The organism is Streptomyces sp. NPDC090442 (genome assembly GCF_044769405.1).
GTDB lineage: Bacteria > Actinomycetota > Actinomycetes > Streptomycetales > Streptomycetaceae > Streptomyces.
The window spans coordinates 1-26,034 of sequence record NZ_JBIVXW010000022.1; the positions used below are offsets into that span (position 1 = coordinate 1).

Genomic DNA, 26,034 nt, shown 5'->3' on the forward strand with positions numbered 1-26,034 from the left:
GGGGGGGGGGGGGGGGGGGGGGGGGGGGGGGGGGGGGGGGGGGGGGGGGGGGCGGGGGCCCGCGGGGGCGCCCCCCCCGGGGGGGGGGGGGGAGGGGGGGGGGGGGGGGGGGGGGGGTCCGTCCGGTAGCGGTGCCGTCTCCCGGTGAACGGCACCGGCGGACTCCCGAACCCCGCCTCGCGGAAGCGACGCTAACCGCTCTGAGCAGCGGAATCGGGGACGAACGGGCGATCTCGTGGATCTTTATGGCGCGCTTAAGGGGCGGGTAAGGAGCCGCTAAGCGGGGGCGCGGGAAGGCGGCCCGCGAGGGGTGTCCCCGGGCCGGGGGAGGGGAGTTGGGGCGCCTCCCGGGGCGTCTTCGCGGTGGGGGTGCCTCACCGGCCCGTGTCGGCGAGCGGGGCCGCCGGGTCGTCCAGCTCGTCGGTGAGCGCGCCGAGCGCCGCCGCGGTCAGCGCCTCGGGGGCGGCGTCCAGCGGGAGTTCGGCCCAGATGAACTTGCCGTGCGGGGTGTAGCGGGTGCCCCACCGGCTGGCATAACGGGCGATCAGGAACAGCCCCCGGCCGCCCTCGTCGGTGGTCCGGGCGTGCCGCAGGTGCGGCGCGGTGCTGCTGCCGTCGGACACCTCGCAGATCAGCGTCTCCGCCCGGATCATCCGCAGCCCGATCGGCCCGGAGGCGTGCCGGAGGGCGTTGGTGACCAGCTCGCTGACGATCAGCTCGGTGGAGAACTCCAGTTGCGGCAGCCCCCATTGGGACAGTTGGGCGGCGGCGGACCGCCGGGCCTCGCCGACCGCCGACGGGTCCGCGGCGATGTCCCAGGTGGCCAGCTGCTCCTGCGGCAGGGCCCGGGTGCGGGCCAGCAGCAGCGCCACGTCGTCCACCGGGCGGGGGCCCGGCAGGGTGCTGATGACCGTCTCGCAGATCTCCTCCAACGGGGCCTGCGGATCGGACAGCGCGGTGCGCAGCCGGGTGATCCCGCCGTCCAGGTCGAGGGCCTTTCCCAGCAGCAGCCCGTTGGTGTAGAGCGCCAGCAAGCTCCCCTCGGCCAGCGGCAGTTCGGCGGACTCGAAGGGCATCCCGCCCAGCCCCAGTGGCGGTCCGGTGGGCAGCTCCAGCATCTGGCAGCCGCCCGCCGGGCTGACCAGCAGCGGTGCGGGGTGCCCGGCCCGGGCCAGGGTGCAGCAGCAGGCGACCGGGTCGTAGACCGCGTACAGACAGGTCGCGCCGACCACCCCGTCGTCGCTGTGCGCGTCGTGCGCGACCCGGTTGACCATGTCGTCCAGGTGCGCCAACACCTCCTCCGGGGACAGGTCGAGGTCGGCCAGCGCCTGCACGGCGGCCCGCAGCCGGCCCATGGTGGCCGCGGCGTGCACCCCGTGCCCGACCACGTCGCCGACCACCAGCGCCACCCGCGCGCCCGACAGCGGGATCACGTCGAACCAGTCGCCGCCCACCCCGGACCGGGAATCGGCCGGCAGATAGCGGTACGCGGCCTCCACCGCGCTCTGCTCGGGCAGTTCGCGCGGCAGCAGGCTGCGCTGGAGGGTGAGCGCCGCGGCGTGCTCGCGGGTGTACCGGCGGGCGTTGTCGATCGAGATCGCCGCGCGGGTGACGAACTCCTCGGCCAGGACCAGGTCGTCGGGCTGGAACGGGCCGGTCGGCCGCCAGCGGGCGAACGCGGCCGCGCCCAGGAAGCTGCCCCGGGCCCGCAGCGGCACCACCATCAGCGAGTGGAATCCGAGCGCCCGCAACTGCCCGGCCCGGACCGGGTCGTCGGCCGCCCAGTCCGCGTGGTCCAGATCGAGGTCCGGGATCAGTACCGACTCGCCCTCGGTCAGGCTCAGCACCACCGGCGCCGACGGCGGGTAGCCGGTCCGCTCCCCGATCGGGATCAGCGCCTCCGGGCAGCCGTCCCGCACGGACTGCTGCGCGGCCCGGCGCACGCTGAACAGGTCGGCGGGCTCGACCGGTCCGGGCGCCGGCTCGGCGCCGCTGACCATCGCGTCGAGCAGGTCGACGGTGACGAAGTCGGCGAGGTCCGGCACCGCCACGTCGGCCAACTCCTGGGCGGTCTGCCAGACGTCGAGGGAGCCGCCGATCCGCTCGCCGGCGCGGTTGAGCAGCGCCATCCGCTGCCGGGCGCGATAGCTCTCGGTGACGTCCAGGACCATGTAGCAGACGCCGAGCACCCGGCCGGACTCGTCCTCCAGCCGGAAGAACGACGTGGAGTAGGCGTGTTCGTGCCGGGGGTCGGACTCCGGGCGGCCGAGGTACTCGTAGCCGAGGGAGGGGTGGCCGGTGCGCAGCACCCGGCGCATCTCCGTCTCGATGGACTCCACCGCCAGGCCCGGCAGCACCTCGCCCAGCCGCCTGCCCAACCGCTCGGCGCGCAGGGCGCCGCCCATCCGTTCCAGGGCGTCGTTGACCCAGACGTAGCGGAGTTCGGGGTCGAGCATCGCCACCCCGAACGGCGACGCCCCGAGGATCCCGTTCAGCAGCGAGCGGCCGGCGCCCGACCAGGGCGTCCGCGCCATCTCGGTGGCCAGCACCAGCCGGGTGTCCGGGTCCGGTCCGGTGCGGACCGGCAGTACCCGCACCTCCAGGTCGAGCCGGTGCCCGGTGGCGTCCTGCACCGCGGTCAGGCCGCTCCAGCCGTCCGCCGCCGCGAGCCGCGCCCGCCAGGTCGGTCCGCCGGGTGCCGCGTCGGGGTTCGCCGGGGCGAACAGCTCGGCCAGCGGCCGGCCCAGCGCCGCGGAGGTCGGATGGCCCAGCAGCCGCTCGGCGCCGGCGGTCCAGCCGCGCACCACCCCGGTGCGATCGGCCAGCACCACGGCGGTCCGGGTGAGGTCGAAGGCTCCGTTGCCGGGGAGGCGGCTGCTCGGGGAGGCGCTCATACAAGACCGTTCCCATGCCGGCTCAACACCCTGTGCGGGCCGGCCACCGGCCCGCCCCCGCGTCCCACCGGCCCTTTCCACGGTACTCCCGCGGTCGGCCGGGGCGCCTGCCCTACGGTGCCCCGCAGCGCCCCGCAGGGCGCCGCCCCGGCCCGGATCCGGCCGATCACCCGCCGTCGCGTCCGGCCCGTCGGCGCACGGTGCGGGCGGCGCGCACCATGGGTGTCATGGGCGCGGACGGCGGGCCCAACTCGCCTGCTTTGCCGCGGCTTTCCCGGTGGGCGGTGCGCGGATTGCCGTGGCTTTCCCGGCGCCCGGTAGAGGCGTGGCTCAATCCGGTGCCCCGCCCGAAGTTTAGGTGGCTGATGCAACTATCTGGGCGTACGGTGCTCGCGCGAGCCGTCGGAGGGACCCCGGCGGCCCGCCGTAACCCGAGGGAGGAGCCGCCACGATGTGCGGAATCACCGGATGGATCTCCTACGACAACGACCTCACCACCCGGCGCCCCGTCCTTGAGGCGATGACCCGGACCATGACCTGCCGCGGCCCGGACGCCGGCGGCATATGGCTCGACCCGCACGCCGCGTTCGGCCACCGCCGGCTCGCGGTCATCGACATCGATGGCGGCAAACAGCCGATGAGCGTCGAACGGGACGGCCGCACCCTGCTCGTCACCACCTACAGCGGCGAGGTCTACAACTACCGCGAGCTGCGCGCCGAGTTGGAGCAGCTCGGCCACGCCTTCCGGACCAGCAGCGACACCGAGGTGGTGCTGCACGCCTACCTCCAGTGGGGCGAGCAGTTCGCCGAGCGCCTCAACGGCATGTACGCCTTCGCGCTGTGGGACCCGCGCACCGAGCAACTCCTGCTGGTCCGCGACCGGATGGGCATCAAGCCGCTCTACTACTACCCGACCCGCGACGGCGTGCTGTTCGGCTCCGAGCCCAAGGCGGTGCACGCCCACCCCGACGTCCGCCCGACCGTCGACGCCGAGGGCCTCGCCGAGCTGATCACCTTCACCAAGACGCCCGGTCACGGCGTCTACAGGGGACTGCACGAGGTGCGGCCCGGGCACCTGGTGCGGGTGGACCGCAACGGCGTGCACGTCAGCCGCTATTGGGCCCTTGAGGCCCGCGAGCACACCGACGACCTCGACACCACCGTCGGCCACGTCCGCGAGCTGCTCGACGACATCGTCGCCCGCCAGCTGATCGCCGACGTCCCGCTGTGCACCCTGCTCTCCGGCGGCCTGGACTCCTCGGCCATCACCGCGCTCGCCGCCAAGGCGCTGGCCGAACAGGGCAGCGGCCCGGTCCGCTCGTTCGCCGTCGACTTCACCGGCTACACCGAGAACTTCACCCCCGACGACCTGCGCGGCACCCCCGACGGCCCCTACGCGCACGCGCTGGCCGAGCACGTCCGCTCCGACCACCGCGACATCATGCTGGACACCGCCGCCCTGATGGACCCCGCGCACCGCGCCGCGGTGCTGGCCGCCCGCGACCTGCCCAACGGCTTCGGCGACGGCGACACCTCGCTCTACCTGCTGTTCAAGGCGGTCCGCGAGCAGTCCACGGTCGCCCTGTCCGGCGAGTCGGCGGACGAGATCTTCGGCGGCTACCGCTGGTTCCACGACCCGGAGTCGGTCGACGCCGACACCTTCCCCTGGGTCGCCGCCGGCGTGTCCGGCCGGTTCTCCGGCGGCAACGCGGTCCGCGAGGCGCTGCTGGACCGCGCGCTGCTGCAGAAGCTGGACCTGCCCGGCTACGAGCACCGTCGCTACCGGGAGGCGCTCGCCGAAGTCCCGTACCTGGACAGCGACATCGGCCACCAGCGCCGGATGCGCGAGGTCAGCTATCTGCACCTGACCCGGTTCGTGCAGATCCTGCTGGATCGCAAGGACCGCGCCAGCATGGCCGTCGGCCTGGAGGTCCGGGTCCCGTTCTGCGATCACCGGCTGGTCGAGTACGTCTTCAACACCCCCTGGGCGATGAAGACCTTCGACGGCCGGGAGAAGTCGCTGCTGCGCGCCGCCGCCCGTGACGTGCTGCCCGACCTGGTCGCCGAGCGCGTCAAGAGCCCCTACCCCAGCACCCAGGACCCGGGCTACAACGAGGCGCTCCGCGGCGAGCTGCGGACGCTGGCCGCCGACCGGGACGCCCCGGTCCGCCCGCTGCTGGACTCCGGGGTGCTCGCCGAGGCCACCGCCGACGGCGCCACCGGAGACGTCCGCCCCAGCGCCGAGCTGGTCCTCGGCATGAACGCCTGGCTGCGCACCACCGGCACGCGCCTGGAGCTGTAGGGCGAGGCCCGCCGGGGTGCCCGTCTCCCGGGCACGATGGCCGCTCCTGGCGCACAATGGATGCGACAAAACCGCGCAGCGCGCCGGCGGATCCGCGCACCCGCGCACCCGCCGCGCCACCACCGCACCAGCACCAGGAGCGCCACCGTGTCCCCCCAGCCCCTGACCATCACCATCGACCCGGCGGCGGCCGAGGCCCCGTTCGAGCAGGTCCGCACCCAGATCGCCGACCAGGCCCGGACGGGCACCCTGCCGGTCGGTCACAAGCTCCCCACCGTCCGCGGTCTCGCCGAGGAGTTGGGCCTGGCCGCCAACACCGTCGCCAAGGCGTACCGCGCCCTGGAGACCGACGGCGTGATCGAGACCCGCGGCCGCAACGGCAGCTTCGTCGCCGCGGCCGGCGACGCCGCCGACAAGGAGGCCGCCGCGGCCGCCGCGACCTACGCCCGGCGCGCCCACCGCCTCGGCCTGGACCGCGTCGCCGCCCTCGCCGCCGTCACCGACGCCCTGCGCGCCACGTACGACGGCGACTCCTGACCGCAACCGGCCCGCGCCCGCCCCGGGAGGAGCCCATGACCAGCCGGCACGCCCTCGTCCGACGCCCCGGCCCCCGCCTGGCCGAGGGCCTGGTCAGCCATCTCGACCGGCGGCCGGTGGACACCGCGTTGGCGCTGCGCCAGTGGGAGGGGTACGTCCGGGCGCTGCGCGACCACGGCTGGCGGACCACCGAGGTGGCCCCCGCCGACGACTGCCCCGACGCGGTCTTCGTCGAGGACACCATGGCCGTCTTCCGCAACGTCGCGCTGCTCGCCCGCTCCGGCGCCGACGCCCGCCGGCCCGAGCTCCCCGGCGCACGGGAGGCCGCCGAGGCGCTCGGCTGCTCCCTCAACGCGGTGCGCGCCCCCGGCACGCTCGACGGCGGCGACGTCCTCACGGTCGGCGACACGGTGTACGTGGGCCGCGGCTGCCGCACCAACGCCGAGGGGGTGCGGCAACTCCGGTCCGCCTTCGAGCCGTTGGGGGCCCGGGTCGTCCCGGTACCGATCAGCCGGGTGCTGCACCTGACCTCGGCGGTCAGCGCCCTCCCCGACGGCTCCGTCGTCGGCTACCCGCCGCTGGTCGACGACCCGTCGGTCTTCCCGCACTTCCGGCCCGTCCTGGAGGAGTCCGGTGCGCACGTCGTCCTCCTGGGCGACGACGCGCTGTTGCTGGCCGCCTCCGCGCCGCGCACCGCCCAGCTCTTCGCCCGCCTCGGCTACCGCCCGGTCCCCGTCGACATCGGCGAGTTCGAGAAGCGGGAGGGCTGCGTCACCTGCCTGTCGGTGCGGCTGCGCGAGCTCGTGGAGTGAACACCGGCGCGGCGCACGCCACTTCGGCGGGGCGGCGCCGCGTCAGAGGTACAACCCCGAGGTCGTGCCCTGGGGTTGGGTGGGGAGCGCGGTGGGGCGGGTGCCGCGGCGGAGGGCGTAGAGCTCGGCGAGGGTGGCGCCGTCGCGGCCGATGCCGTCCTCGGTGCCGAGCCAGGCGACGGCCTCCGGCTGCGTCAGCGGTCCGACCTCGACGCGGGCCAGGCAGCGGCCGGGGCGGACCACCGCGGGGTGCATCCGCTCCAGGTCCTCGTTGGTGGTGACGCCGACCAGGACGTTGCGGCCCTGGCCCAACAGGCCGTCGGTGAGGTTGAGCAGACGGGAGAGCGCCTGGCCGGCGGTGTGCTTGGCCTCGCCGCGGATCAGCTCGTCGCAGTCCTCCAGCAGGAGCAGCCGCCAACGGCTCCGGCCGGTGGGGTCGTCCTCCCCGATGGCGATGTCCATCAGGTACCCGACGTCGGAGAAGAGCCGCTCGGGGTCCAGCACGCAGTCCACCTGGCACCACTCCCGCCAGGACCGGGCGAGGGTGCGCAGCGCGGAGGTCTTGCCGGTGCCGGGCGGGCCGTGCAGCAACAGCAGCCGGCCGGCGATCTCTTCGGGGGAGACCTTCATCAGGCGGTCCAGCGCGGTCGCCACCGGGGCGGTGTAGTTGGCCCGGACGTCCTCCCAGGACCCCGCGGAGATCTGCCGGGAGGTGCGGTGCGGGCCGCGGCGCGGGGAGAAGTACCAGAAGCCCATCGGGACGTTCTCCGGCTGCGGCGGGGGCTCGTCCTCGGCGCCGTCCGCGGCCTGCCCGAGCACCTGCTCGGCGAGCGCGTCGGTGACCGCGGTGACCGTCACGTCGGCGCCGCGGTTCCAACGGGAGACCAGCAGGGTGTAGCCGTCGCCCTCGGCGAGGACGGCGCTGCGGTCGTCGTCCCGGGCCGAGCGCAGGATCCGCACCCCGGGCGGCAGCAGCGTCAGCCCGGACTTCACCCGGTCCACCGTGCGGCTCCGGGCATAGGGCTGCTCGCCGTTGGCGAACCGGCCCAGGAAGAGCGCGTCGATGACGTCGGACGGGGAGTCGCTGTCGTCCATGGTCAGCCGGAGCGGCAGCGCCTCGGCGGCGGGGGAGGGCGGGACCCGGTCGGCACACATGCCGTCATGATCCGCCAGAGCGGCCGCCCGCGTACACGGAATATCAAGGGTCGCGCCGTACGCGTCGTCCGGGCCGGTTGTCCGCGGGCGGTGCGCGCGCCGGGACGCGCCCTGTGCGCGCCCGCCGGACCCGCCCTAGGGTGGTCCGCCGTGCGACGACGCGGTGGGGAACGTCAGGGACGGCCGGGCGGGCCGGAGCAGGCGCGCGGTGGGCACCTGCCGGGGCGTCGGGGGACGGCCTTTGGGGTGGCGGTGGTGGTCGGGGTGGCGGCGCTGGCGCTGCTGCTGGTGATGTGCGGGGCGGGCGGCGAGCGGGTGGCGGGGGCCGGGTCCGGCGTGCCGACCCGGTGGACGGAGCGGGCGCGGTCGAGCCCCGTCGCACCGGAGTTGAGGGTGCGTCAGGCCGTCGGGGCGCCCACGGACGGCGCAATGGTCCTCCGCCGCGCCGGCCGTCCGGAGACTGGCAGCACGCCGACCCCGGGCGCCCACCGGAAGGAGCCGGATCCGTGGAGCCGCCGAGCGGAACCGCCCTGACGGTGGTGATGGTGTGCCTGACGGTGGTCACCGGCGTGCTCGACGCCGCCAGCTTCCTGACCCTCGGTCATGTCTTCACCGCGACCCAGACCGGGAACCTGCTCTTCCTGGGCTTCGGCATCGCCGGGCAGGGCGGGCTGTCGGTGGTGATGCCGGTGGTCTCGCTCGGGGCGTTCCTGATCGGGGCGGTGCTCGGGGCCCGGCTGGAGTCGAGGCTGGCCGCCCGCCGGCGGCCGTGGTTCCCGGTCGCGCTGCTGGTCGAGGCGGCGCTGCTGGTCGGCGCCGCGGCGGCCGGCTGGGAGACCGGTCCGGCCCGGGAGTTGGCGACCGGTCAGCGCGATGTGGTGGTCGCGTTGATGGCGGTGGCGATGGGCCTGCGCAACGTCACCGCGATGCGGGTGGCCGCCCCGGACCTGTCCACGACGGTGGAGACCCGGGCGCTGACGGCCCTGGTGAGCGGCTCGGCGTTGGGCGGCGACCGACGGTTGGGCTACGGCGGCGGCGCCGTGCCCCGCCGGCTGGGCTCGGTGGGCGGGATGCTCGGCGGCGGACTGCTGGGGGCCTGGCTGATCGGGCTGGGCACCCGGACGTCGCTGGTGGTGCTGCTGGCCGCGGTCACCGTCGCGGCCACCGCCTTCCTCGTCCCCGGGCTCGCCCACGGGCGGGACGCCGACGGCTGACCGGCCAGTCGTCGACGTCCCGTACCCGACGGCCCTTATGGGACGCGGCCGTTCACCGGGTGGCCCTGCGCGGCCCGGGAGGGCGGGCGGCGTCCACGGGGGACGCGCCCCCTCACGGGACGATCTTCAGCAGCTTGTCGGGCGAGCCGCTGCCGGGGTTGGTCACCACGCCCGAAGTGGCGCCGTTCACCAGGGCCGTGGCGACCTGGGCCGGGGTGGCGGTGGGGTGCCCGGCGAGGTAGACCGCGGCGGCGCCGGCGACGTGCGGGGTGGCCATCGAGGTGCCGGAGATGGTGTTGGTGGCGGTGTCGCTGGTGTTCCAGGCGCTGGTGATGGAGCTGCCGGGGGCGAAGAGGTCCACCCGGGAGCCGTAGTTGGAGTACGAGGCGCGGGCGTCGGTGGAGGTGGTCGCGCCGACGGTGAGCGCCTCGGCGACCCGCGCGGGGGAGTAGTTCTGCGCGTTGTCCCCGGAATTGCCGGCCGCGACCGCGTAGGTCACGCCGCTCTTGATGGAGTTGCGCACGGCGGTGTCCAGCGCCGCGTCCGGGCCGCCGCCCAGCGAGACGTTGGCCACCGACGGGCCCTTGTGGTTCTTGGTGACCCAGTCGATGCCCGCGACCACCTGGGCGGTGGTGCCGGAGCCGGAGTCGTCCAGCACCCGCACCGCGACGACCTTGGCCTTCTTGGCGACGCCGTACGAGGAGCCGGCGATGTTCGCCGCGACGTGGGTGCCGTGGCCGTTGCCGTCCTGGGCGACGTTGTCGTTGTCGATCGCGTCGTAGCCGTTGGCCGCCCGGCCGCCGAACTCCCGGTGGGAGACCCGCACTCCGGTGTCGATGACGTACGCGGTGACGCCGGAGCCGGCGGTGGCGGGGTAGGCGTACTTCTTGTCCAGCGGGAGCTTGGCCTGGTCGATCCGGTCCAGGCCCCAGGACGGCGGGTTGGTCTGGGTGTCCAGGGCGTGCACCGTGCGGTCCTGGTAGACGCGGTCGACGGCGGGGTCGGCCGCCAGTCGTCTCGCCTGGGCCTCGGAGAGGGTGGCGGCGTAGCCGTTGAGCGCGGCCGTGTAGGTGCGCCGGACGGTGCCCCCGTAGCTGGATATCAGGCCGCGGCCGTCCGCCGAGGCGGACTTCAGGCCGGCGGACGGCTTGAGCGTGACGAGGTAGCTGCCGTGCACCGCTTCCGCGGCGCCGGCGCCGACGACGGCGCCCTGGGCGGGCGCCGCCTGGGCGGGCAGGGAGAGGGCGCCGAGCGTGGTCGCCGCCGCGACCGCGGCGGTCGCCGCGGCGATCCGCAGGGTGGTGGAACGCCGCCGGGTGGTGCCGGGGGTGGTGGAACGCATCACTGCCATCGCGGGAGGTCCTCCTTCGGTGGCGCGCGGTGGTGCGCGCGGGGGTGGACGTGCGGGACGTACGAGCGGTACGCAACCGGTCGTTTCGGAAATGACCGTGACCGACCGTCAAAAGACTTCCGCGAGCGGCGGCTCGGTATCAAGAGTTCCAACGGGATGTCATATACGCGTCATGGAAAGGCAATGGCGCGGCAGTGAAGAAGCTGACAGATCGGCGGATTTGCCGTGAATTCTTGACGACTTTTGGCATGGACACTACCGGCCACGCGGGACTGCTGGTACCAACAGATCACGCAGAGATCCTGCTATGGGAGGTTCCATGAGAGTGTCCCGTTTTGCGGCCTTGACAGCCGCCTTCTTCGTCGCGTCGTCACTCGCGCTCACCGGCGCGACCGCCGCCGGGGCGACCCAACTCACCGCCAACGGGGGCTATGTGGCCCTCGGTGACTCCTACTCCGCCGGCGTCGGCGCCGGCAGCTACGACAGCGGCAGCGGCTCCTGCAAGCGCAGCACCAAGGCGTACCCGGCCCTCTGGGCGGCCGCGCACTCCCCCTCGTCCTTCTCCTTCACCGCCTGCTCCGGGGCCCGTACGGGTGATGTGGTCAGCGGCCAGCTCGGCCCGTTGAACTCGGCCACGAGCCTGGTCAGCATCACCATCGGCGGCAACGACGCCGGATTCGCCAACACCATGACCACCTGCGCCCTCCAGGGCGAGAGCGCCTGCCTGGCCCGGATCGCCCAGGCCCGCAGCTACATCGACAACACCCTCCCCGGGAAACTGGACACGGTGTACGCGGCCATCGCCGACAAGGCCCCGTCCGCCCGCGTCGTCGCCCTGGGGTACCCGCACTTCTACAAGCTCGACGGCAGCTGCTCGGTCGGCCTCAGCGAGAAGTCCCGGGCCGCCGTCGACGCCGCCGCCGACGACATCAATGGCGTGATCTCCCAGCGCGCCGCCGCGCACGGCTTCACCTTCGCCGATGTCAACTCGACCTTCACCGGCCACGAGCTGTGCTCCGGCAGCCCGTGGTTGCACAGCGTGACCTATCCCGTCGACGAGTCCTACCACCCCACCGCCGCCGGCCAAGCCGACGGCTATCTCCCGGTGTTCGGCTCCGCTGCGTGATCTTCCGTGCACGGGGCGCGGAGGAGAGCCCCCTCACTCCCCTGCGCCCCGCGCTCCCGGACCTCCCCGCCGGTCGCTCAACTCGCCCTGTTACGCGCGCTGTACGTGACATTCCGTATGGTGTTCGTCAACGTCAAGGCATGGCAGGTGAATCCGTTGACCGGTATGCACGCGTGTCCTCCAAGAGAGATAGGGTTACCCTGCCCGTTGGCCGGGTGCCCTCGTACGGGTGGGGAGAGTCATGGAACAGATAACAGTGCGCAGCAGGGCGCGGGTCCCTGCCATCACATGCGGGAGCGGCGCGTCCAGCGCGCGGCTCGACCGTCATCTCGCGGTGCTCGGTGGTCCCGCCATCCCGCAGCGCGACGTGGCGGGCGCCACATCGCTGATGCAGGAGCTCACCGCGCGTGACCACACACGCATGAGGAAGAGCCGCGGTCACCGGGTGTCGCTGTTCGCGCCGCTGCGCCGGCTGCGCCGCTCGCTCTTCGGTGGCCACGGCCACGGCTGAGCCACCCCGCACGGTGGCACCACCGGCTCCAGGCGACCCAATGTCCCGGCTCCGCCTCAACGCCGCTCGGTGCCTCCCCCTCACCACCCGTCACTTCGTGGCGGGTGGTTCTTTGCGTCCGCCCGCACGCCCCGCAGCGCGGCCGGCGCCGCGGGGTCACAGCAGCGCGAACTGGCCCTCCGGGCCCTCCTCCTGGTGATCGAGCACGGACGCCGGCCGGGCCGCCGCGGCCGGCGCCGGCAGCACCCCCGCGGCCCGCAGCTCCGCCGTCCCGAGCCGCGGCCCGTCCGCGACCTCCCGCGCCAACTGTGCGACCTCCGGCGCCAGTTCGGCCAGCAGCGCCAACACCGTGACCAGTTCCAGGAGTTCCGAGGTCCACTCCCTGGGCCAGGTCACCGGGCGCAGCGCCGCCAGGGAACCGGGCTCGGCGGGCTCCGCGCCGGTGGCGCCGGCCGCGGCGCGGTGCGCGAACCACTCCGCCAGCACCCGGGTGCCCCCGGCGTGGAACTCCCAGGCGCCCGCCGGGACCGGCGAGATCCGGCCGTCGCCGAGCAGCAGCGCCTCGTCCTCGGGGTCGTAGTCCAGGGTCGGCGGCAGCCCGCGGGCCGGCAGCGCGGCCCGTACGTAGGGGCGCCGGCCGCCGGGCAACCGGGGCCGCCCGTCGGGGCCGTCGGCGCCGCCGCCCCAGGTGTGCAGCCACCGCAGGCGGCTGCCGAGCGCCACCCCGTGGTCCCAGAGCGCCGGGTCGGCGGTGAGCGGCACCGCGGTGCCGTCGGGGGAGTGTTCCGCGGCGGCCGCGATCCAGGCCAGTAGGGCGGGCGGGGTGACCGGGCGGCCCAGGCGGTCGGCGAGGAGCGCGGCCAGGCCGGGGGCGAGGTTGGGCTCGGTGCCGCCGGGCCGGCGGTAGAGCGGATGGATCCGGCCGGGCCGCCCGGCCGGCGAGCGCCCGTCCGGGAGCAGCGCGGAGCACACCACCGCGGGGCCGGCGGCCTGCGGGACGTGCCCCAACTCGACCAGGAAGAGCTGGTGTTCGTCGGCGACCCGCCACAACTCCGGGCGGGCGGCGTCGATCAGCCGGTGGTCGGGCAGCAACCACTGCCGGTCGAACGGGCCGTGCAGCACCCGCACCGGCTCCGGGCACCGGCCGACCGCCCGGGACAGCCGCGCGGTCGGGGTGTCCACACCGGGGAGTTGGGCGACCGACGACGTCACGGTGCGGGCCCGGGACGGGCGGAACAGCAGCGCGCGGGCGGCCGGGTCGGCGTCGGCCAGGGCCCGCCAACGGGCGCGCAGCGCGGCCGGATCCGGGTCCCGCACCCAGGAGCGGCCGAGCCGTAGCGGCGCCACGGACCACGGCATCAGATCGGACAGCCGTGGCGCGGTCGGAACCGGCGCGCCCTGCTTCGCCGTCACGCGGAGCCCCTCCCCGGACCGATGGTTGACCCCCGGCATGGTAACGGCGGGCGCTGCGCCCGTTCACCGCACCCACCCCGCTCCAGCCCAGCGGGTGACACGGTCTTCCGCCTGCTGATCTTGGCGCAGTACGGTCCCCGTTCGGACACCTGCCAAGGGAGGACCGGCATGACGGACGCCGCACCCAGGCCCGAACGGTGCGGGCGGACCCCCGTCCCCGCGGCCCAACGGCCCGGGGGGAACCCCGCCGCGACCAGGGTCGCCGCGCGCCTGGACCGGCTGCCGGCGTCCCGCTGGCACCGCCGGGTCACGCTGGTCGTCGGCGTCGGTGCCTTCTTCGACCTCTACGAGGTCTTCCTGGGCGGGGTGCTCGCCGCGGTGCTGGCCGACCGGTGGGGCCTGGGGCACCTCGCGAAGTCCTCGGTGATCGCCGCCGGGTTCCTGGGGATGTTCGTCGGCGCCAACGTGCTGTCGGTCCTCGCCGACCGGCTGGGCCGGCGCCGGATGTTCCTGGTGAACCTCGGCGGCTACGCGCTGTTCTCGCTCGCCGCCGCGGCCGCCCCCGACCTCGGCTGGCTGCTGGGCCTGCGCTTCCTGGCCGGGCTCGGGCTCGGCGCCGAACTCGTCCTGGTGGACACCTACTTGGCGGAGCTCCTGCCGCGGGCGGTCCGCGGCCGCTACCTCGCGCACGCCTACACCCTGGGCTTCGTCGGCGTCCCGGTGGCGGCGCTGCTCGGCGCCCGCCTGGTGGCCGGGCACCAGCTGCTGGGCGTCGACGGCTGGCGCTGGCTGCTGGTCGCCGGCGCGCTGGGGGCCGCGTTCCTTCAGGTGATGCGCCGGCAACTGCCGGAGTCGCCGCGGTGGTTGAGCGTCCAGGGGCGGACCGGGGAGGCGGACCGGATCGTCACCGACATCGAGCGGCGGGTGGCGGCGGAGACCGGCACCAGCCTGCCGTCCGTCCCGGACGTCGAGCCCGTCCCGGAGCGGCGGGTGCCACTGGGCGAGATGTTCCACGGCGAGCACCGGCGCCGGACCCTGATGTGGTGGATCTTCCAGGTGCTCCAGACCGTCGGCTACTACGGCTTCGGCTCGCTGGCGCCGGTGGTGCTCACCGCCAAGGGACACACCGTCACCGACTCGCTGCTGTACGCGGCGCTCGGCTACTGCGGCTATCCGATCGGCTCCGCGCTCTCCGTCCCGCTGATCGACCGGGTCGAGCGCCGCACCCTGATCATCGCCTCGGCGCTGGGCATGGCCGCCTGCGGCCTGGCCTTCGGCTTCGCCACCGCCCCCTGGGCGATCATCACCTTCGGCTTCCTGCTGACGGTGTGCAGCAACGTCTTCTCCAACGCCTTCCACGTCTACCAGACCGAGCTGTTCCCCACCGCGCTGCGCAGCAGCGCCATCGGTATCGCCTACTCGCTGTCCCGACTCACCTCGGTCGTGCTGCCGTTCGTGGCGCTGTCGGTGCTGACCGCCCTCGGGCCGGTCGCCGTCTTCACCGGGTCCGCGGTGCTGCTGGTGCTGCTCTGCCTGGACGTGGCGCTGCTGGGGCCGCGCACCACCGGGCGGAGCCTGGAGCGGATCTGAGCGGCGGCCCGCCGGGCCCTCAGTGCGCGTCCAGCGTCACCGTGAACGAGAACCGGTCGCCCCGGTAGTGGATCAGCGCGACGTCGAGCACCCGCCCGGACGCGTCGTAGGTGACGCCGGTGTAGTGCAGGATCGGGCTGAGCAGCGGCACCCGCAGCAGCCGGGCGGTCTCGGGGTCGGCCAGCCGCGCCTCGACGGTGTCAGTGATCCGCCCGATCCGCACGCCCACCGCGTCCCGCAGCACCTTCGTCATCGGCCACCGGGCGAGGTCGGCGGGGTCGATCCGGGCCGCGACGTCGGGGCGCACGTAGTTGCGCGCGTGGTTGGTCGGCTCGTCCGTCGCCTCGTCGCTGCGCAACCGCCGAAAACCGGTGACTTCCGCCGTCTCGGGAAAGTATTCGGACAGTTCGGCGGGAACGGGGACCGGCCCGTGTTCCAGCAGTGCGGTGCGCATCCCGGACTGCTGGGCCACGATCGCGTCCACCGACCCCAACAGCCGCACCGGCGCCCCGCGCCGCGCGTGCGGCTCGATGAAGGTGCCCCGGCGCCGGTGCCGGCTGATCAACCCCTCCGTCTCCAGCTCCTTGAGCGCCTGGCGCATCGTCAGGACGCTGACGCCGTAGTGCGCGGCGAGCGCGTCCTCGGTGGGCAGCCGCAGCGGTGCGTCGGGCGAGCGGCCCAATATGGAGGCGCGCAGGGACTGCGAGACCTGGTACCACAGCGGCAGCTTGCGGTTCAGGGCGAGCGAGTCGGGAGCGAAGGTGGTCACGGCGGGTTCCCCGGTCTGCGGAGCTGGTCGGCGGTGCCTACGGGCGGAAATGGCGCTGCAGACCCTGCCACACGTCGTCGTAGCCGCGCTGGAGATGGCCGGCGTCCCGGGCCTGCGGGGTGAGCGTCAGCGGCCAGCGGGTCTCGAACATGAAGGCCAGCCCGTCGTCGATCTTCTGCGGGGCCAACTCGGCGGCGCTGGCCCGCTCGAAGGTCTCCCGGTCCGGACCGTGCGCCGACATCATGTTGTGCAACGAGCCGCCGCCGGGCACGAAACCCCCCTTGCCGCCGGCCTTGGCGTCGTAGGCGCCCTCGATCAGGCCCATGTACTCGGTCATCACATTGCGGTGGAAGTAGGGCGGGCGGAAGGTGTCCTCGCCGACCAGCCAGCGCGGCGCGAACACCACGAAGTCGACGCCGGCCAGCCCCGGGGTGTCCGAGGGCGAGGTCAGCACCGTGAAGATCGACGGGTCCGGGTGGTCGTAGCTGATCGAGCCGATGACGTTGAAGCGCCGCAGGTCGTAGACGTAGGGGACGTGGTTGCCGTGCCAGGCGACGACGTCCAGGGGGGAGTGGTCGTAGGTCGCGGCCCACAGGTGGCCGCCGAACTTGTTGACCACCTCGACCGGGCCCTCGACGTCCTCGTAGGCGGCGGTCGGGGCGAGGAAGTCCCGGGCGTTCGCCAGGCCGTTGGCGCCGATCGGGCCGAGGTCGGGCAGCTCGAAGGGCCGGCCGTAGTTCTCGCAGACGTAGCCGCGGGCGGTGTCGGCCAGCAGCTCCACCCGGAAGCGGACCCCGCGCGGGATCAGCGCCACATGGCCCGGTTCGACCCGCAGCAGGCCGAATTCGGTGCGCAGCAGCAGCCCGCCGCGCTCCGGCACGATCAGCAGCTCGCCGTCCGCGTCGCTGAACACCCGCCGTTCCATGGGGGCGTTGATGTGGTAGAGGTGCACCGCCATGCCGGCGCGCTGGGTGGCGTCGCCGTTGCCGCCCAGCGTCCACAGGCCGTCGACGAAGTCCGTCGGGTCGGCGGGCTCGGGGAGCGGGTTCCAGCGCAGCCGGTTGGGGTCGGGCAGGCACTCGGTGAACGGCGCCGAGCGGATCTCGCCGCGGTTGGCGCGGGCGAACGGCGGATGCGCGGCCGACGGCCGGATGCGGTAGAGCCAGGACCGGCGGTTGTGCCGGCGCGGTTCGGTGAAGGCGGAGCCGCTGAGCTGCTCCGCGTAGAGCCCGAGGGGGGCTCGTTGGGGGGAATTGCGGCCCACCGGCAGCGCGCCGGGAACCGCCTCCGAGCTGTGCTCGTTGCCGAAACCGGACGCGTAGGCGAGCCCCTCCGCCGCCTTCCTCGCCCGCTCGTTGGTCGTACCTGTCATCACACGCTCCCGCCGCTCACGAACCAGACGTCCACGGAATCCAGGGCACCACAGGAATCTCAGCGAATCCTATGCAGGACATTAGGATTTGGCGGGCAGCGGCGTCAACGAGAAGAGCGCCGCCCCGGCCGAGCCTGGCCGGAAACCCGGCGGATACCGGCCGCGGTGGCCGGATCGCCCCGCCCCGCCATCCCCGGCCCGTGTGCCGGGCAAGATGACCATGTGCAGCCTTCGACGCCCCCGCCCGCCCCTCGGCCCACCACCCCCACCACCCCCGCAGGACCGCCCGCCCCGCCCCTGCTCCGCCGCGCGCCCGTCCAGCGGCGCAGCGCCCAGCGCCTGGCCCGGATCCTCGACGCCTGCGCCGAACTGCTCGACGAGACCGGCTACGAGGACCTGAGCACCCGCGCGGTGGCCGGTCGCGCCGGGGTCCCGATCGGCTCCGTCTACCGCTTCTTCCCCAACAAGCGGGCGATGGCCGAGGCGCTGGCCCGCCGCAACCTCGACGCCTACGCGCAGCGCATCACGAGCCGACTCACCGCCCCGGACCAACCGCCGGGCTGGCGCGGCGCGATGGACGTGGTGATCGACGAATACCTCGCCATGAAGCGGACGGTCTCCGGCTTCGCCCTGGTGGAGTTCACCGTCCCCGCCCCGCGCGAGTCCCGGCAGGCCAACTACGAGGTCGCCGACCGACTGCTGCAGCTGCTCGCCGGCCGGCTCCGCCTGGACCCCGCCGACCCCCGCCTGCGCACCGCCTTCCTGGTCGGCGTGGAGACCGCCGACGCGCTGCTCCAACTCGCCTTCCGCACCGACCCGTCGGGCGATCCGGCGATCGTCACCGAGACCAAGGAACTGCTGCGGGCGTATCTGGCGCGCTATCTGGACGGGGCGGAGGGCGGCGTCCCGGAGGGCGCGGGGGAGCGGCCCGCGGGGCCCGGTCCGGCAGGCGGCGCGGAGGGGGCCGGCGAGGGTGCGCCCTGAGGTGCGCCGCGGCATTCGGCCACGGCGGGCGCGAAGTGCCGCTGGCGGCCACGAAACTACCGGCGCTAGTTTGGACGGTGTCCCCCTAGGAAGTGCCCCGGGGCGCCCCTAGGGTGGCCGACCACCGTTCCCAGCCGGCCCGGGAGGACCGCGACGTGAAGCACCACGAGGCGTTGTTCATCGACGGAGACTGGCGGCCCGCCGCCGGCGGCGAGACCATCGAGGTCGTCAACCCGGCCGACGAACGGGTCATCGCCACCGTCCCGGCCGGCTCCGCGGCCGACGTGGACGCCGCGGTGCGGGCCGCCCGCGCGGCGCTGCCCAACTGGGCCGCCACCCCGCCCGCCGCCCGCGCCGACCTGCTGGCCGCGCTGCGCGACCAACTCGCCGACCGCGCCGAGGAGATCGCCCGGACGGTCACCGCCGAACTGGGCGCGCCGCTGGCCTTCAGCCGCACCGTGCACGCCGGGCTCCCGGTCACGGTCTGCGGCTCCTACGCCGAACTCGCCCGCACCCACGCCTTCGAGGAGACCCTCGGCACCTCCACGGTGCTGCACGAACCGGTCGGCGTGGTGGGCGCGATCACGCCGTGGAACTACCCGCTGCACCAGATCGTCGCCAAGGTCGCCCCGGCGCTGGCGGCGGGCTGCACCGTCGTCCTCAAGCCCGCCGAGGACACCCCGTTGGTGGCCCAGCTGTTCGTCGAGTGCGTCGCGGCGGCCGGCATACCGGCCGGTGTGGTCAACCTCGTCACCGGCCGCGGCCCGGTCGCCGGCCACGCCCTCGCCGCGCACGACGGCGTCGACCTGGTCTCCTTCACCGGCTCGACCGCGGTGGGGCAGCGCATCGGCGCGCTCGCCGGCGGCGCGGTCAAGCGGGTGGCGCTGGAACTCGGCGGCAAGTCCGCCAACGTGATCCTGCCCGGCGCCGACCTCGGCCGGGCGGTGGCGGTCGGCGTCGCCAACGTCATGGCCAACTCCGGCCAGACGTGCAGCGCCTGGACCCGGATGCTGGTCCACCGCGACCAGTACGACGAGGCGGAGGAGCTGGCCGCGGCCGCGGCCGCCAAGTACGTCCCCGGCGAGCGGATCGGCCCGCTGGTCAGCGCCCGCCAGCGGGACCGGGTGGTCGGCTACCTCGAAGCGGGCGTCGCCGAGGGCGCCCGGCCCGTCATCGGCGGCCCGCGGACGCCCGAGGGGCCCGGCTTCTACGTCCACCCCACCGTCTTCGCCGACGTCACCCCGGAGATGACGATCGCCCAGGAGGAGATCTTCGGCCCGGTCCTGTCGCTCCTGCGCTACGAGGACGAGGACGACGCCGTGCGGATCGCCAACGGCACCGTCTACGGGCTGGCCGGCGCGGTCTGGGCGGCCGACGACGCCACGGCGGTCGCCTTCGCCCGCCGCCTGGACACCGGCCAGGTCGACATCAACGGCGGCCGCTTCAACCCCCTTGCCCCGTTCGGCGGTTACAAGAAGTCCGGGACCGGCCGCGAGCTGGGGCCGCACGGCCTGGCCGAGTACCTCCAGACCAAGTCCCTCCAGTTCTGAGCGGTTTCGAGCAACTCCCACCCGGTCCGGGGCCGCCTGGCCTCGATGCCCCGCATGCCCCGCGTCGCCCCGTACGCCCCGTCCCGCCGTCGCCCGAGGAGTCCCCGTGGTCCGCGCCGCCGTTCTGCCCGCCGTCAACGCCCCGCTGGAGGTCGCCGAGATCGAGCTGCCCGAGCCGGGCCCGGGTCAGGTCCGGGTCCGGCTCGCCGCCGCCGGGGTCTGCCACTCCGACCTGTCGCTGTCCAACGGGACGCTGCGGCAGCCCGCGCCCGCGGTGCTCGGCCACGAGGGCGCCGGCACCGTCACCGCGGTGGGGCCGGAGGTGACCGGGGTCGCCCCTGGCGACCCGGTGGTCCTCAACTGGGCGCCGTCCTGCGGCGACTGCCACTTCTGCGGGCTGGCCGAGCCGTGGCTGTGCGCACACGCCGGACGGGCCGCCGGCACCCCCTACGCCACCCTCGGCGCCGACGGCAGCGCGCTCTACCCGGGCCTGGGCACCGCCGCGTTCGCCGAGGAGACCCTGGTGCCGGCGCGTGCCGCGCTGCCGCTGCCGGCCGGGGTGCCGCTGGTCGACGCGGCGCTGCTCGGCTGCGCGGTGCTCACCGGCTGGGGCGCGATCCACCACAGCGCCCGGGTGCGGACGGGGGAGTCGGTGGTGGTCTACGGCGTCGGCGGGGTGGGCCTGGCGACCCTCCAGGCGGCGCGGATCGCCGGGGCCGGCCCGATCGTGGCGGTGGACGTCTCCCCGGCGAAGGAGGAGTTGGCCCGCGCGGCCGGTGCCACCGACTTCCTGCTCGCCGACGGCCCGGCGTTCTTCGAGAAGGAGGGTGCCCGGCGGGTCCGGGCCCTCACCGGCGGTGTGGGCGCCGATGTCGCGGTGGAGTGCGTGGGGCGGGCGGAGACCATCCGCGCGGCCTGGTCCGCCACCCGCCGCGGCGGCCGGACGACGGTGGTGGGCATCGGCGGCAGGGACCAGCAGGTCGCCTTCTCCGCCCTGGAGTTGTTCCACTTCGGCCGGACGCTGGCCGGCTGCGTCTACGGCAACAGCGATCCCGCGCGCGACCTGCCGGTGATCGCCGAGCACGTCCGCTCCGGGGCGCTGGACCTCTCCGGGCTGATCACCGAGCGGATCGAACTGGACGGCATCCCGGCCGCGTTCGAGGCGATGCTCGCCGGGAAGGGCGGCCGGGCGCTGGTCGTCTTCTGAGGCCGGGTCGGGCGCCCGTCCCGCGACGGGGCGGGCGCCCGGCGCGTCAGCCCGCGGCCCGGCGCAGCCGCGGGAAGGCCGGCGCGGCCGCCAGGAACACCAGCGCCACCAGCACGAACGGCCAGGTGAAGGCGTGCCCGCCGGACGGTGCGAAGAGCGCGCCGAGGGCCGGGCTGAGCACGGTGGAGGTGACCGCACCGACCATCGCGTACCCCACGCTCCAGGCGTCGGTGACCAGGAAGACCCCGCCCAGCGCCATGGCGACCAGCACCGCGTCGTAGCCCATCAGGCCCTGCCGCACCTGGTCGGCGGGGGCGCCGAGCGCCCAGGACGTGGCGATGGCCACGGCGCTGCCGGCGCAGGCCAGCAGGCCCAGCCGGCGGTCGGCCAGGAAGATGCCGATCAGGAAGACGAGGCCGACGTACCACTGCGGCATCAGGAAGATCTCACCGATGTTGGTGAAGAAGGCGTGCCAGAGGTCGGTGAGGCTGAGCGCGGTCGGCCCGGACGCCGTCCTGGGCAGCGCGGCGAGGTCGTCGGACAGGTGCCAGACGTGCTGGAAGCCGGGTGCGGCGACGGTCAGCGCGCTGGCCGCCAGGCAGAACGGCAGGGTGAAGGTGGGCAGGTCCCAGGTCCCCAACACCCGCGCGGCGGCCGCCGTGACGACGGTCACGGCCGCGCTGGCGGCCACCGCGATCAGCAGCGTGGAGAGGTGGTCGGCGTCGAGGAAGACCGCGCAGGCGACGCCGACCAGGCAGGCGTTGAAGCCCTCCAGCCCGGCCGCTATCCGGCCGCGGTCCACGCCCAGCAGGTGCGCGGTGCCGGTGCCGACGGCCGCGCCGAGCAGCCCGTAGAGGCCGTACTGCCAGCCCGCGGCGAACAGCGCCACCGAGAACACCAGCCCGGCCGGGGCGCTGGGCAGGAAGTCGACCTGCGCCTGGCCGCGCAGCACCGCCGCGAGCCCTCGCCCCCAGCGGGTCGTCGACACGTCGAAGCTCTTCGCAACCGGCCCGCCCTCGGCCGTGCTGGGTTGGCGCATTTCCGCCTCCGCAGGACGCACATCGTCCCTGCCCGCCAGGGACTGGTGCACTGTACATGCGTGTCGTGAAATCGCCTCAGCCAGGTGCCAGTTCGGGGTGGTGCAGGCCCAGGCCGTCCACCAGTGCCAGCAGCCCGGCCTCGAACGCGCCCTCGTCCACCCGGCGTTGGTGCTCGGCCAGCAGGTGCGCCTGGCCCAGGTGCGGATAGTCGGCCGGGTCGTAGGCCCCGGGGTCGTCCACGAAGCCGCGGGCGAACGAGCCGAGCGCCGAGCCGGCGACGAAGTACCGCACCATCGCGCACACCTTGGTGGCCAGGGCCGGCGGCCAGCCGGCCTCCACCATGCCGCCGAACGCCGCGTCGGCCATCTTCAGCCCGGCCGGCCGACGGCCCGGGCCCTGGGCGAGGAACGGCACGATGTGCGGATGGGCGGCCAGCGCCGCGCGGTAGGAGCGGGCCCAGTCCAGCAGCCCGGCGCGCCAGTCGGCGCCGGTGGCCAGGGTGGAGACGTCGACCTGGGCGATGACGGTGTCGGCCACCGCGTCGAGGATCTCGTCCTTGGTCGTGAAGTGGTTGTAGAGCGAGGGGCCGCTCACCCCCAACTCCGCCGCCAGCCGCCGGGTGGAGAGTGCCGCCAGCCCCTCCGCGTCGATCAGCGCCAGTGCGGTGGTGACGATGCGCTCGCGGCTCAGCAGGGGCTTGCGGGGTCGGGCCATGCCGCACATAGTAGGGGCTGCCCGCAAGAAACTAGCAGTGCTAATTAATGCGCCTCGTGCGCTCCCGTTCCCGTCGACAAGGGGCCCGAGATGAACCTGGAGCTCACTGAAGAGCAGACCGCGGTGCGCCGGCTCGCCGCGGACTTCACCGCCCGCGAGATCGCCCCGCACGCCAGGGACTGGGACCGCGCCGAACGGGTCGACCCGGGCATCGTCCGCAAGCTCGGCGACCTCGGCTTCCTGGGGCTGACCCTCCCCGAGGAGTACGGCGGCTCCGGCGGCGACCACCTCGCCTACGCCCTGGTCACCGAGGAGTTGGGGCGCGGCGACTCCGCGGTCCGCGGCCTCGTCTCGGTCTCGCTCGGACTGGTCGCCAAGACCCTCGCGGCCTGGGGCGACGAGGAGCAGAAGCGCGCCTGGCTGCCCCGGCTGACCGCCGGCGAGGCGCTCGGCTGCTTCGGCCTGACCGAGCCCGGCACCGGCTCCGACGCCGCCGCCCTGACCACCCGTGCGGTCCGGGACGGCGACGACTGGGTCGTCGACGGCGGCAAGATGTTCATCACCAACGGCACCGTGGCGGACGTCGTCCTGCTCTTCGCCCGGACCGGCGGCCCCGGCCACAAGGGGATCAGCGCCTTCCTGATACCCACCGACACCCCGGGCCTGACCCGCCGCCCGATCCACGGCAAGCTGGGGCTGCGCGGCCAGGCCACCGCCGAACTCGTCCTGGAGGGCGTGCGGGTGCCCGCCGCCGCCCTGCTCGGCCCCGAGGGCAAGGGCTTCTCGGTCGCGATGTCCGCGCTGGCCAAGGGGCGGATGTCGGTCGCCGCCGGCTGCGTCGGCATCGCCCAGGCCGCGCTGGACGCCGCCCTCGAATACGCCGGCCAGCGCGAGCAGTTCGGCGCCCCGATCGCCGGCCGGCAACTCGTCCAGGAGCTGATCAGCGACATCGCGGTGGATGTGGACGCGGCGCGGCTGCTGACCTGGCGGGTGGCCGATCTGATCGACCGCGGCGAACCGTTCGCCACCGAGGCGTCCAAGGCGAAGCTGTTCGCCTCCGAGGCCGCGGTGCGCGCCGCGAGCAACGCCCTCCAGGTCTTCGGCGGTTACGGCTACATCGACGAGTACCCGGTCGGCAAACTGCTGCGGGACGCCCGGGTGATGACCCTCTACGAGGGCACCAGCCAGATCCAGAAGCTGCTCATCGGCCGCGCGCTGACCGGGGTCTCCGCCTTCTAGCGCCCGTCCGCCGGTCCCGCTGGGGGCTGCGGTGCCCGCAGCCTGATGACGACGGTCCCGGAGGCGAGGTCTATCGGCCCGTCCCCGGCGTCCCCGTCGCCGACGTCGTCCACCACCAGCGACATCCGCTGCCGCTCCTCGTCGGCGCGCTTCCGGCCGGGTGCGAACAGCTCTTCCACGACGTTGAACACGGCGCCCCCTTCGGCGTGATCCGCTCGGATCGACCCGTCCCCCGGCGCCAAGTGTAAGCAGGCCGCCCGAAAGGGGACCGGCTCGCCGCGGGCCGGAGAATCCGGTCAACTCCCGCGCGGGCCGGCCCCCGGACCGCCCCGACGCCGCCGCCCGCGCCGTCCCGCCCGAGGAACCCCCGTCCCGCCCGAACCTCTAAGCGCTTGCTCAGTAGCGCGGTATGGTGGACGGCCGGGCAGCGGAAGGCCCCTGGCGGATCGAGGAGCGGGGAGCGGCGATGGGTGCGGCCGAGCGGGCGGTGGAGGCGGGCGACGAGTGGTCCGGGGTGACCCCGGACGCCGCGCGGCGACTGGTCGGCGCCGCCGTCCGGGCGTTCGCCGAGCGCGGCTACCACGCCACCACCACCCGCGACATCGCCGGCCGCGCCGGGATGAGCCCGGCCGCCCTCTACATCCACTACAAGACCAAGGAGGAGCTGCTCTACCGCATCAGCGGCATCGGCCACGAGAAGGCGCTGCACATCATGGCCGCGGCCGCCGCGGCCCCGGGCAGCGCCACCGACCGGCTCCGCGACGCGGTGCGCACCTTCGCCCGCTGGCACGCCGAGCACCACACCACCGCCCGGGTCATCCAGTACGAGCTCCAGGCGCTCAGCGAGGAGCACTACGCCGAGGTCGCCGGGCTGCGCCGCCGCACCGACCGGCTGCTCCGCCAGATCATCCAGGACGGCGCGGACAGCGGGGAGTTCTCCGTGGACGACGTCCCCGGCACCACCCTGGCGGTGCTGTCGCTGTGCGTGGACGTCGCCCGCTGGTTCTCCGCGGCGGGCCCGCGCACGCCCGACGAGGTCGGCGCGCTCTACGCCGACCTCGTGCTGCGGATGGTGGGCGGGCCGGCCTGACCGTTCGACCCGGCCCCCGGGCTACAGGTGGAAGCGGCTGACCGACTCCGCCACGCAGACCGGCTTCTCGCCGCCCTCCCGCTCGACCGTCACCACCGTGGTGAGCTGCACCCCGCCGGTCACCTCGGCGACCTCCGCGACCGTGGCCCGGGCGCGCAGCCGCGAGCCGACCGGGACCGGGGCCGGGAAGCGCACCTTGTTGGTGCCGTAGTTGATGCCCATCTTCACGTTGTCCACCCGCAGCAACTGCGGGACGAGGACCAGCAGCAGCGACAGCGTGAGGTAGCCGTGCGCGATGGTGGTGCCGAACGGGCCGGCGGCGGCCTTCTCCTGATCGACGTGGATCCACTGGTGGTCGCCGGTGGCGTCCGCGAACAGGTCGATCCGCCGCTGGTCGATCTCCAGCCAGTCGCTGGGACCCAGCTCCTCGCCGACCGCCGCGCGCAGCTCCTCCACCGACCCGAACACCCGGGGCTCAGCCATTCGTCGTCCGCCTCCTCAGCCTCAGCAGGATTTCTAAGCGCTTGCTCAGCATGCGAGGGCGGCTGCCCGCTGTCAACGCCCCGCCACGGACCGCCCCGGGGACCGGCCGCACGGGGCCGTAGGGTTGACGGCGTGCCCCAGATCCCGTTCAAGGTCCATGAGCTCTCCGTCGGCCAGCTCTCCGCGCGCAGCGGTGCGGCCGTGTCGGCCCTGCACTTCTACGAGTCCAAGGGACTGATCGGCAGCACCCGCACCGCCGGCAACCAGCGCCGCTACACCCGCGAGACGCTGCGCCGGGTCGCGTTCATCCGGGCCGCCCAACGGGTCGGCATCCCGCTCGCGGTGATCCGGGACGCGCTGGCGGAGCTGCCGGACGAGCGGACCCCCACCCGCGAGGACTGGGCCCGGCTCTCCGAGGTCTGGCGCACCGAGCTCGACGAGCGGATCAAGCAACTCGTCGAACTGCGCGACCACTTGACCGACTGCATCGGCTGCGGCTGCCTCTCGCTGTCGCGCTGCGCGCTGTCCAACCCCGACGACAGCCTCGGCCAACAGGGCCCGGGCGCCCGCCGGTTGCGGGTGGACCGGCGCGCCACGGACCCGGTGCCGGCGCCGGAGAAGCGCGCCGGCACCGGGACGGGCCGCCCCGGCGAGCGGAGCTAGGGCGCTGCTGACGGATCT

Annotated in this window: 24 protein-coding genes; 14 read left to right on the forward strand and 10 right to left on the reverse strand. The window is 74.4% G+C overall.

Annotated elements, in window-relative coordinates; all coding sequences use genetic code 11:
* Positions 1–374: 374 nt before the first annotated feature.
* On the reverse strand, positions 375–2,894 hold the full coding sequence (locus ACIQU6_RS17335; protein WP_403482471.1) for a SpoIIE family protein phosphatase: 2,520 nt from the start codon (positions 2,892–2,894) through the stop codon (positions 375–377).
* Positions 2,895–3,345: 451 nt separating this feature from the next.
* Here ACIQU6_RS17335 and asnB point away from each other — a divergent pair, with 451 nt between their 5' ends.
* The 3 genes from asnB (at position 3,346) to ddaH (ending at position 6,545) form a co-directional block, all read left to right on the forward strand.
* Complete coding sequence (asnB, locus tag ACIQU6_RS17340) at positions 3,346–5,196, forward strand: asparagine synthase (glutamine-hydrolyzing) (protein ID WP_403482472.1); 1,851 nt, start codon at positions 3,346–3,348, stop codon at positions 5,194–5,196.
* Positions 5,197–5,343: 147 nt separating this feature from the next.
* Positions 5,344–5,733 (forward strand): GntR family transcriptional regulator, encoded by a 390-nt coding sequence (locus ACIQU6_RS17345; RefSeq protein WP_403482473.1) that lies wholly within the window; start codon positions 5,344–5,346, stop codon positions 5,731–5,733.
* A gap of 35 nt (positions 5,734–5,768) precedes the next feature.
* Positions 5,769–6,545 (forward strand): dimethylargininase, encoded by a 777-nt coding sequence (gene ddaH, locus ACIQU6_RS17350; RefSeq protein ID WP_403482474.1) that lies wholly within the window; start codon positions 5,769–5,771, stop codon positions 6,543–6,545.
* Between the two features lie 42 nt (positions 6,546–6,587).
* Here ddaH and ACIQU6_RS17355 read toward each other — a convergent pair whose 3' ends face one another.
* Positions 6,588–7,700, reverse strand: a complete 1,113-nt coding sequence (locus ACIQU6_RS17355; protein WP_403482475.1) for a DUF5925 domain-containing protein — start codon at positions 7,698–7,700, stop codon at positions 6,588–6,590.
* Between the two features lie 150 nt (positions 7,701–7,850).
* Between ACIQU6_RS17355 and ACIQU6_RS17360 the strand changes: the two genes are divergently transcribed.
* Positions 7,851–8,234, forward strand: a complete 384-nt coding sequence (locus ACIQU6_RS17360) for a hypothetical protein (protein WP_403482476.1) — start codon at positions 7,851–7,853, stop codon at positions 8,232–8,234.
* Positions 8,207–8,914: a YoaK family protein gene (locus ACIQU6_RS17365; RefSeq protein WP_403482477.1), complete on the forward strand. Its 708-nt coding sequence runs from the start codon at positions 8,207–8,209 to the stop codon at positions 8,912–8,914. Before ACIQU6_RS17360 ends, ACIQU6_RS17365 begins: the two co-directional genes overlap by 28 nt.
* A gap of 112 nt (positions 8,915–9,026) precedes the next feature.
* Here the strand turns inward: ACIQU6_RS17365 and ACIQU6_RS17370 are convergent, their stop codons facing one another.
* Positions 9,027–10,265 carry a S8 family peptidase gene (locus ACIQU6_RS17370; RefSeq protein ID WP_403482478.1) on the reverse strand — a complete coding sequence of 413 codons (1,239 nt, stop codon included), beginning with the start codon at positions 10,263–10,265 and terminating at the stop codon, positions 9,027–9,029.
* A gap of 319 nt (positions 10,266–10,584) precedes the next feature.
* Between ACIQU6_RS17370 and ACIQU6_RS17375 the strand changes: the two genes are divergently transcribed.
* Entirely contained in the window at positions 10,585–11,391 is an 807-nt protein-coding gene (locus tag ACIQU6_RS17375) for an SGNH/GDSL hydrolase family protein (RefSeq protein ID WP_403482479.1), read from the forward strand.
* A 241-nt stretch (positions 11,392–11,632) separates the two neighbouring features.
* Positions 11,633–11,902, forward strand: a complete 270-nt coding sequence (locus ACIQU6_RS17380; protein WP_274916575.1) for a hypothetical protein — start codon at positions 11,633–11,635, stop codon at positions 11,900–11,902.
* Between the two features lie 156 nt (positions 11,903–12,058).
* Here the strand turns inward: ACIQU6_RS17380 and ACIQU6_RS17385 are convergent, their stop codons facing one another.
* The gene (locus tag ACIQU6_RS17385; RefSeq protein ID WP_403482480.1) at positions 12,059–13,315 is read right to left on the reverse strand and encodes a type ISP restriction/modification enzyme; all 1,257 of its coding nucleotides are present in this window, start codon (positions 13,313–13,315) and stop codon (positions 12,059–12,061) included.
* A 168-nt stretch (positions 13,316–13,483) separates the two neighbouring features.
* On the opposite strand from ACIQU6_RS17385, the gene ACIQU6_RS17390 reads away from it, so the two are divergent.
* Positions 13,484–14,905 (forward strand): MFS transporter, encoded by a 1,422-nt coding sequence (locus ACIQU6_RS17390; RefSeq protein ID WP_403482481.1) that lies wholly within the window; start codon positions 13,484–13,486, stop codon positions 14,903–14,905.
* 19 nt (positions 14,906–14,924) lie between these two features.
* Here ACIQU6_RS17390 and ACIQU6_RS17395 read toward each other — a convergent pair whose 3' ends face one another.
* Positions 14,925–15,674 (reverse strand): GntR family transcriptional regulator, encoded by a 750-nt coding sequence (locus ACIQU6_RS17395; protein ID WP_403482482.1) that lies wholly within the window; start codon positions 15,672–15,674, stop codon positions 14,925–14,927.
* Between the two features lie 37 nt (positions 15,675–15,711).
* Complete coding sequence (hmgA, locus tag ACIQU6_RS17400) at positions 15,712–17,046, reverse strand: homogentisate 1,2-dioxygenase (RefSeq protein WP_403482483.1); 1,335 nt, start codon at positions 17,044–17,046, stop codon at positions 15,712–15,714.
* Positions 17,047–17,268: 222 nt separating this feature from the next.
* Here hmgA and ACIQU6_RS17405 point away from each other — a divergent pair, with 222 nt between their 5' ends.
* From ACIQU6_RS17405 to ACIQU6_RS17415, 3 genes are all read left to right on the forward strand, one after another.
* Entirely contained in the window at positions 17,269–18,030 is a 762-nt protein-coding gene (locus ACIQU6_RS17405) for a TetR/AcrR family transcriptional regulator (protein WP_403482484.1), read from the forward strand.
* A 155-nt stretch (positions 18,031–18,185) separates the two neighbouring features.
* Positions 18,186–19,580 (forward strand): aldehyde dehydrogenase family protein, encoded by a 1,395-nt coding sequence (locus ACIQU6_RS17410; RefSeq protein ID WP_403482485.1) that lies wholly within the window; start codon positions 18,186–18,188, stop codon positions 19,578–19,580.
* A 106-nt stretch (positions 19,581–19,686) separates the two neighbouring features.
* A complete protein-coding gene (locus ACIQU6_RS17415; protein ID WP_403482486.1) occupies positions 19,687–20,787 on the forward strand; it encodes a zinc-binding dehydrogenase in 1,101 nt (366 codons plus the stop codon).
* Positions 20,788–20,833: 46 nt separating this feature from the next.
* On the opposite strand, the gene ACIQU6_RS17420 is transcribed toward ACIQU6_RS17415, so the two are convergent.
* Positions 20,834–21,826: an urea transporter gene (locus ACIQU6_RS17420; RefSeq protein WP_403482487.1), complete on the reverse strand. Its 993-nt coding sequence runs from the start codon at positions 21,824–21,826 to the stop codon at positions 20,834–20,836.
* A 76-nt stretch (positions 21,827–21,902) separates the two neighbouring features.
* On the reverse strand, positions 21,903–22,541 hold the full coding sequence (locus ACIQU6_RS17425; RefSeq protein ID WP_383417619.1) for a TetR/AcrR family transcriptional regulator: 639 nt from the start codon (positions 22,539–22,541) through the stop codon (positions 21,903–21,905).
* 90 nt (positions 22,542–22,631) lie between these two features.
* Between ACIQU6_RS17425 and ACIQU6_RS17430 the strand changes: the two genes are divergently transcribed.
* Positions 22,632–23,780 (forward strand): acyl-CoA dehydrogenase family protein, encoded by a 1,149-nt coding sequence (locus tag ACIQU6_RS17430; protein ID WP_403482488.1) that lies wholly within the window; start codon positions 22,632–22,634, stop codon positions 23,778–23,780.
* On the opposite strand, the gene ACIQU6_RS17435 is transcribed toward ACIQU6_RS17430, so the two are convergent.
* On the reverse strand, positions 23,777–23,971 hold the full coding sequence (locus ACIQU6_RS17435; RefSeq protein ID WP_403482489.1) for a DUF6191 domain-containing protein: 195 nt from the start codon (positions 23,969–23,971) through the stop codon (positions 23,777–23,779). The two genes, ACIQU6_RS17430 and ACIQU6_RS17435, sit on opposite strands and share 4 nt — an antisense overlap.
* 275 nt (positions 23,972–24,246) lie before the next feature.
* Between ACIQU6_RS17435 and ACIQU6_RS17440 the strand changes: the two genes are divergently transcribed.
* Complete coding sequence (locus tag ACIQU6_RS17440) at positions 24,247–24,870, forward strand: TetR/AcrR family transcriptional regulator (RefSeq protein ID WP_403482567.1); 624 nt, start codon at positions 24,247–24,249, stop codon at positions 24,868–24,870.
* Between the two features lie 21 nt (positions 24,871–24,891).
* On the opposite strand, the gene ACIQU6_RS17445 is transcribed toward ACIQU6_RS17440, so the two are convergent.
* Positions 24,892–25,353 carry a MaoC family dehydratase gene (locus ACIQU6_RS17445; RefSeq protein WP_403482490.1) on the reverse strand — a complete coding sequence of 154 codons (462 nt, stop codon included), beginning with the start codon at positions 25,351–25,353 and terminating at the stop codon, positions 24,892–24,894.
* 132 nt (positions 25,354–25,485) lie between these two features.
* On the opposite strand from ACIQU6_RS17445, the gene soxR reads away from it, so the two are divergent.
* The gene (gene soxR, locus ACIQU6_RS17450; RefSeq protein WP_403482491.1) at positions 25,486–26,016 is read left to right on the forward strand and encodes a redox-sensitive transcriptional activator SoxR; all 531 of its coding nucleotides are present in this window, start codon (positions 25,486–25,488) and stop codon (positions 26,014–26,016) included.
* Positions 26,017–26,034: the final 18 nt, after the last annotated feature.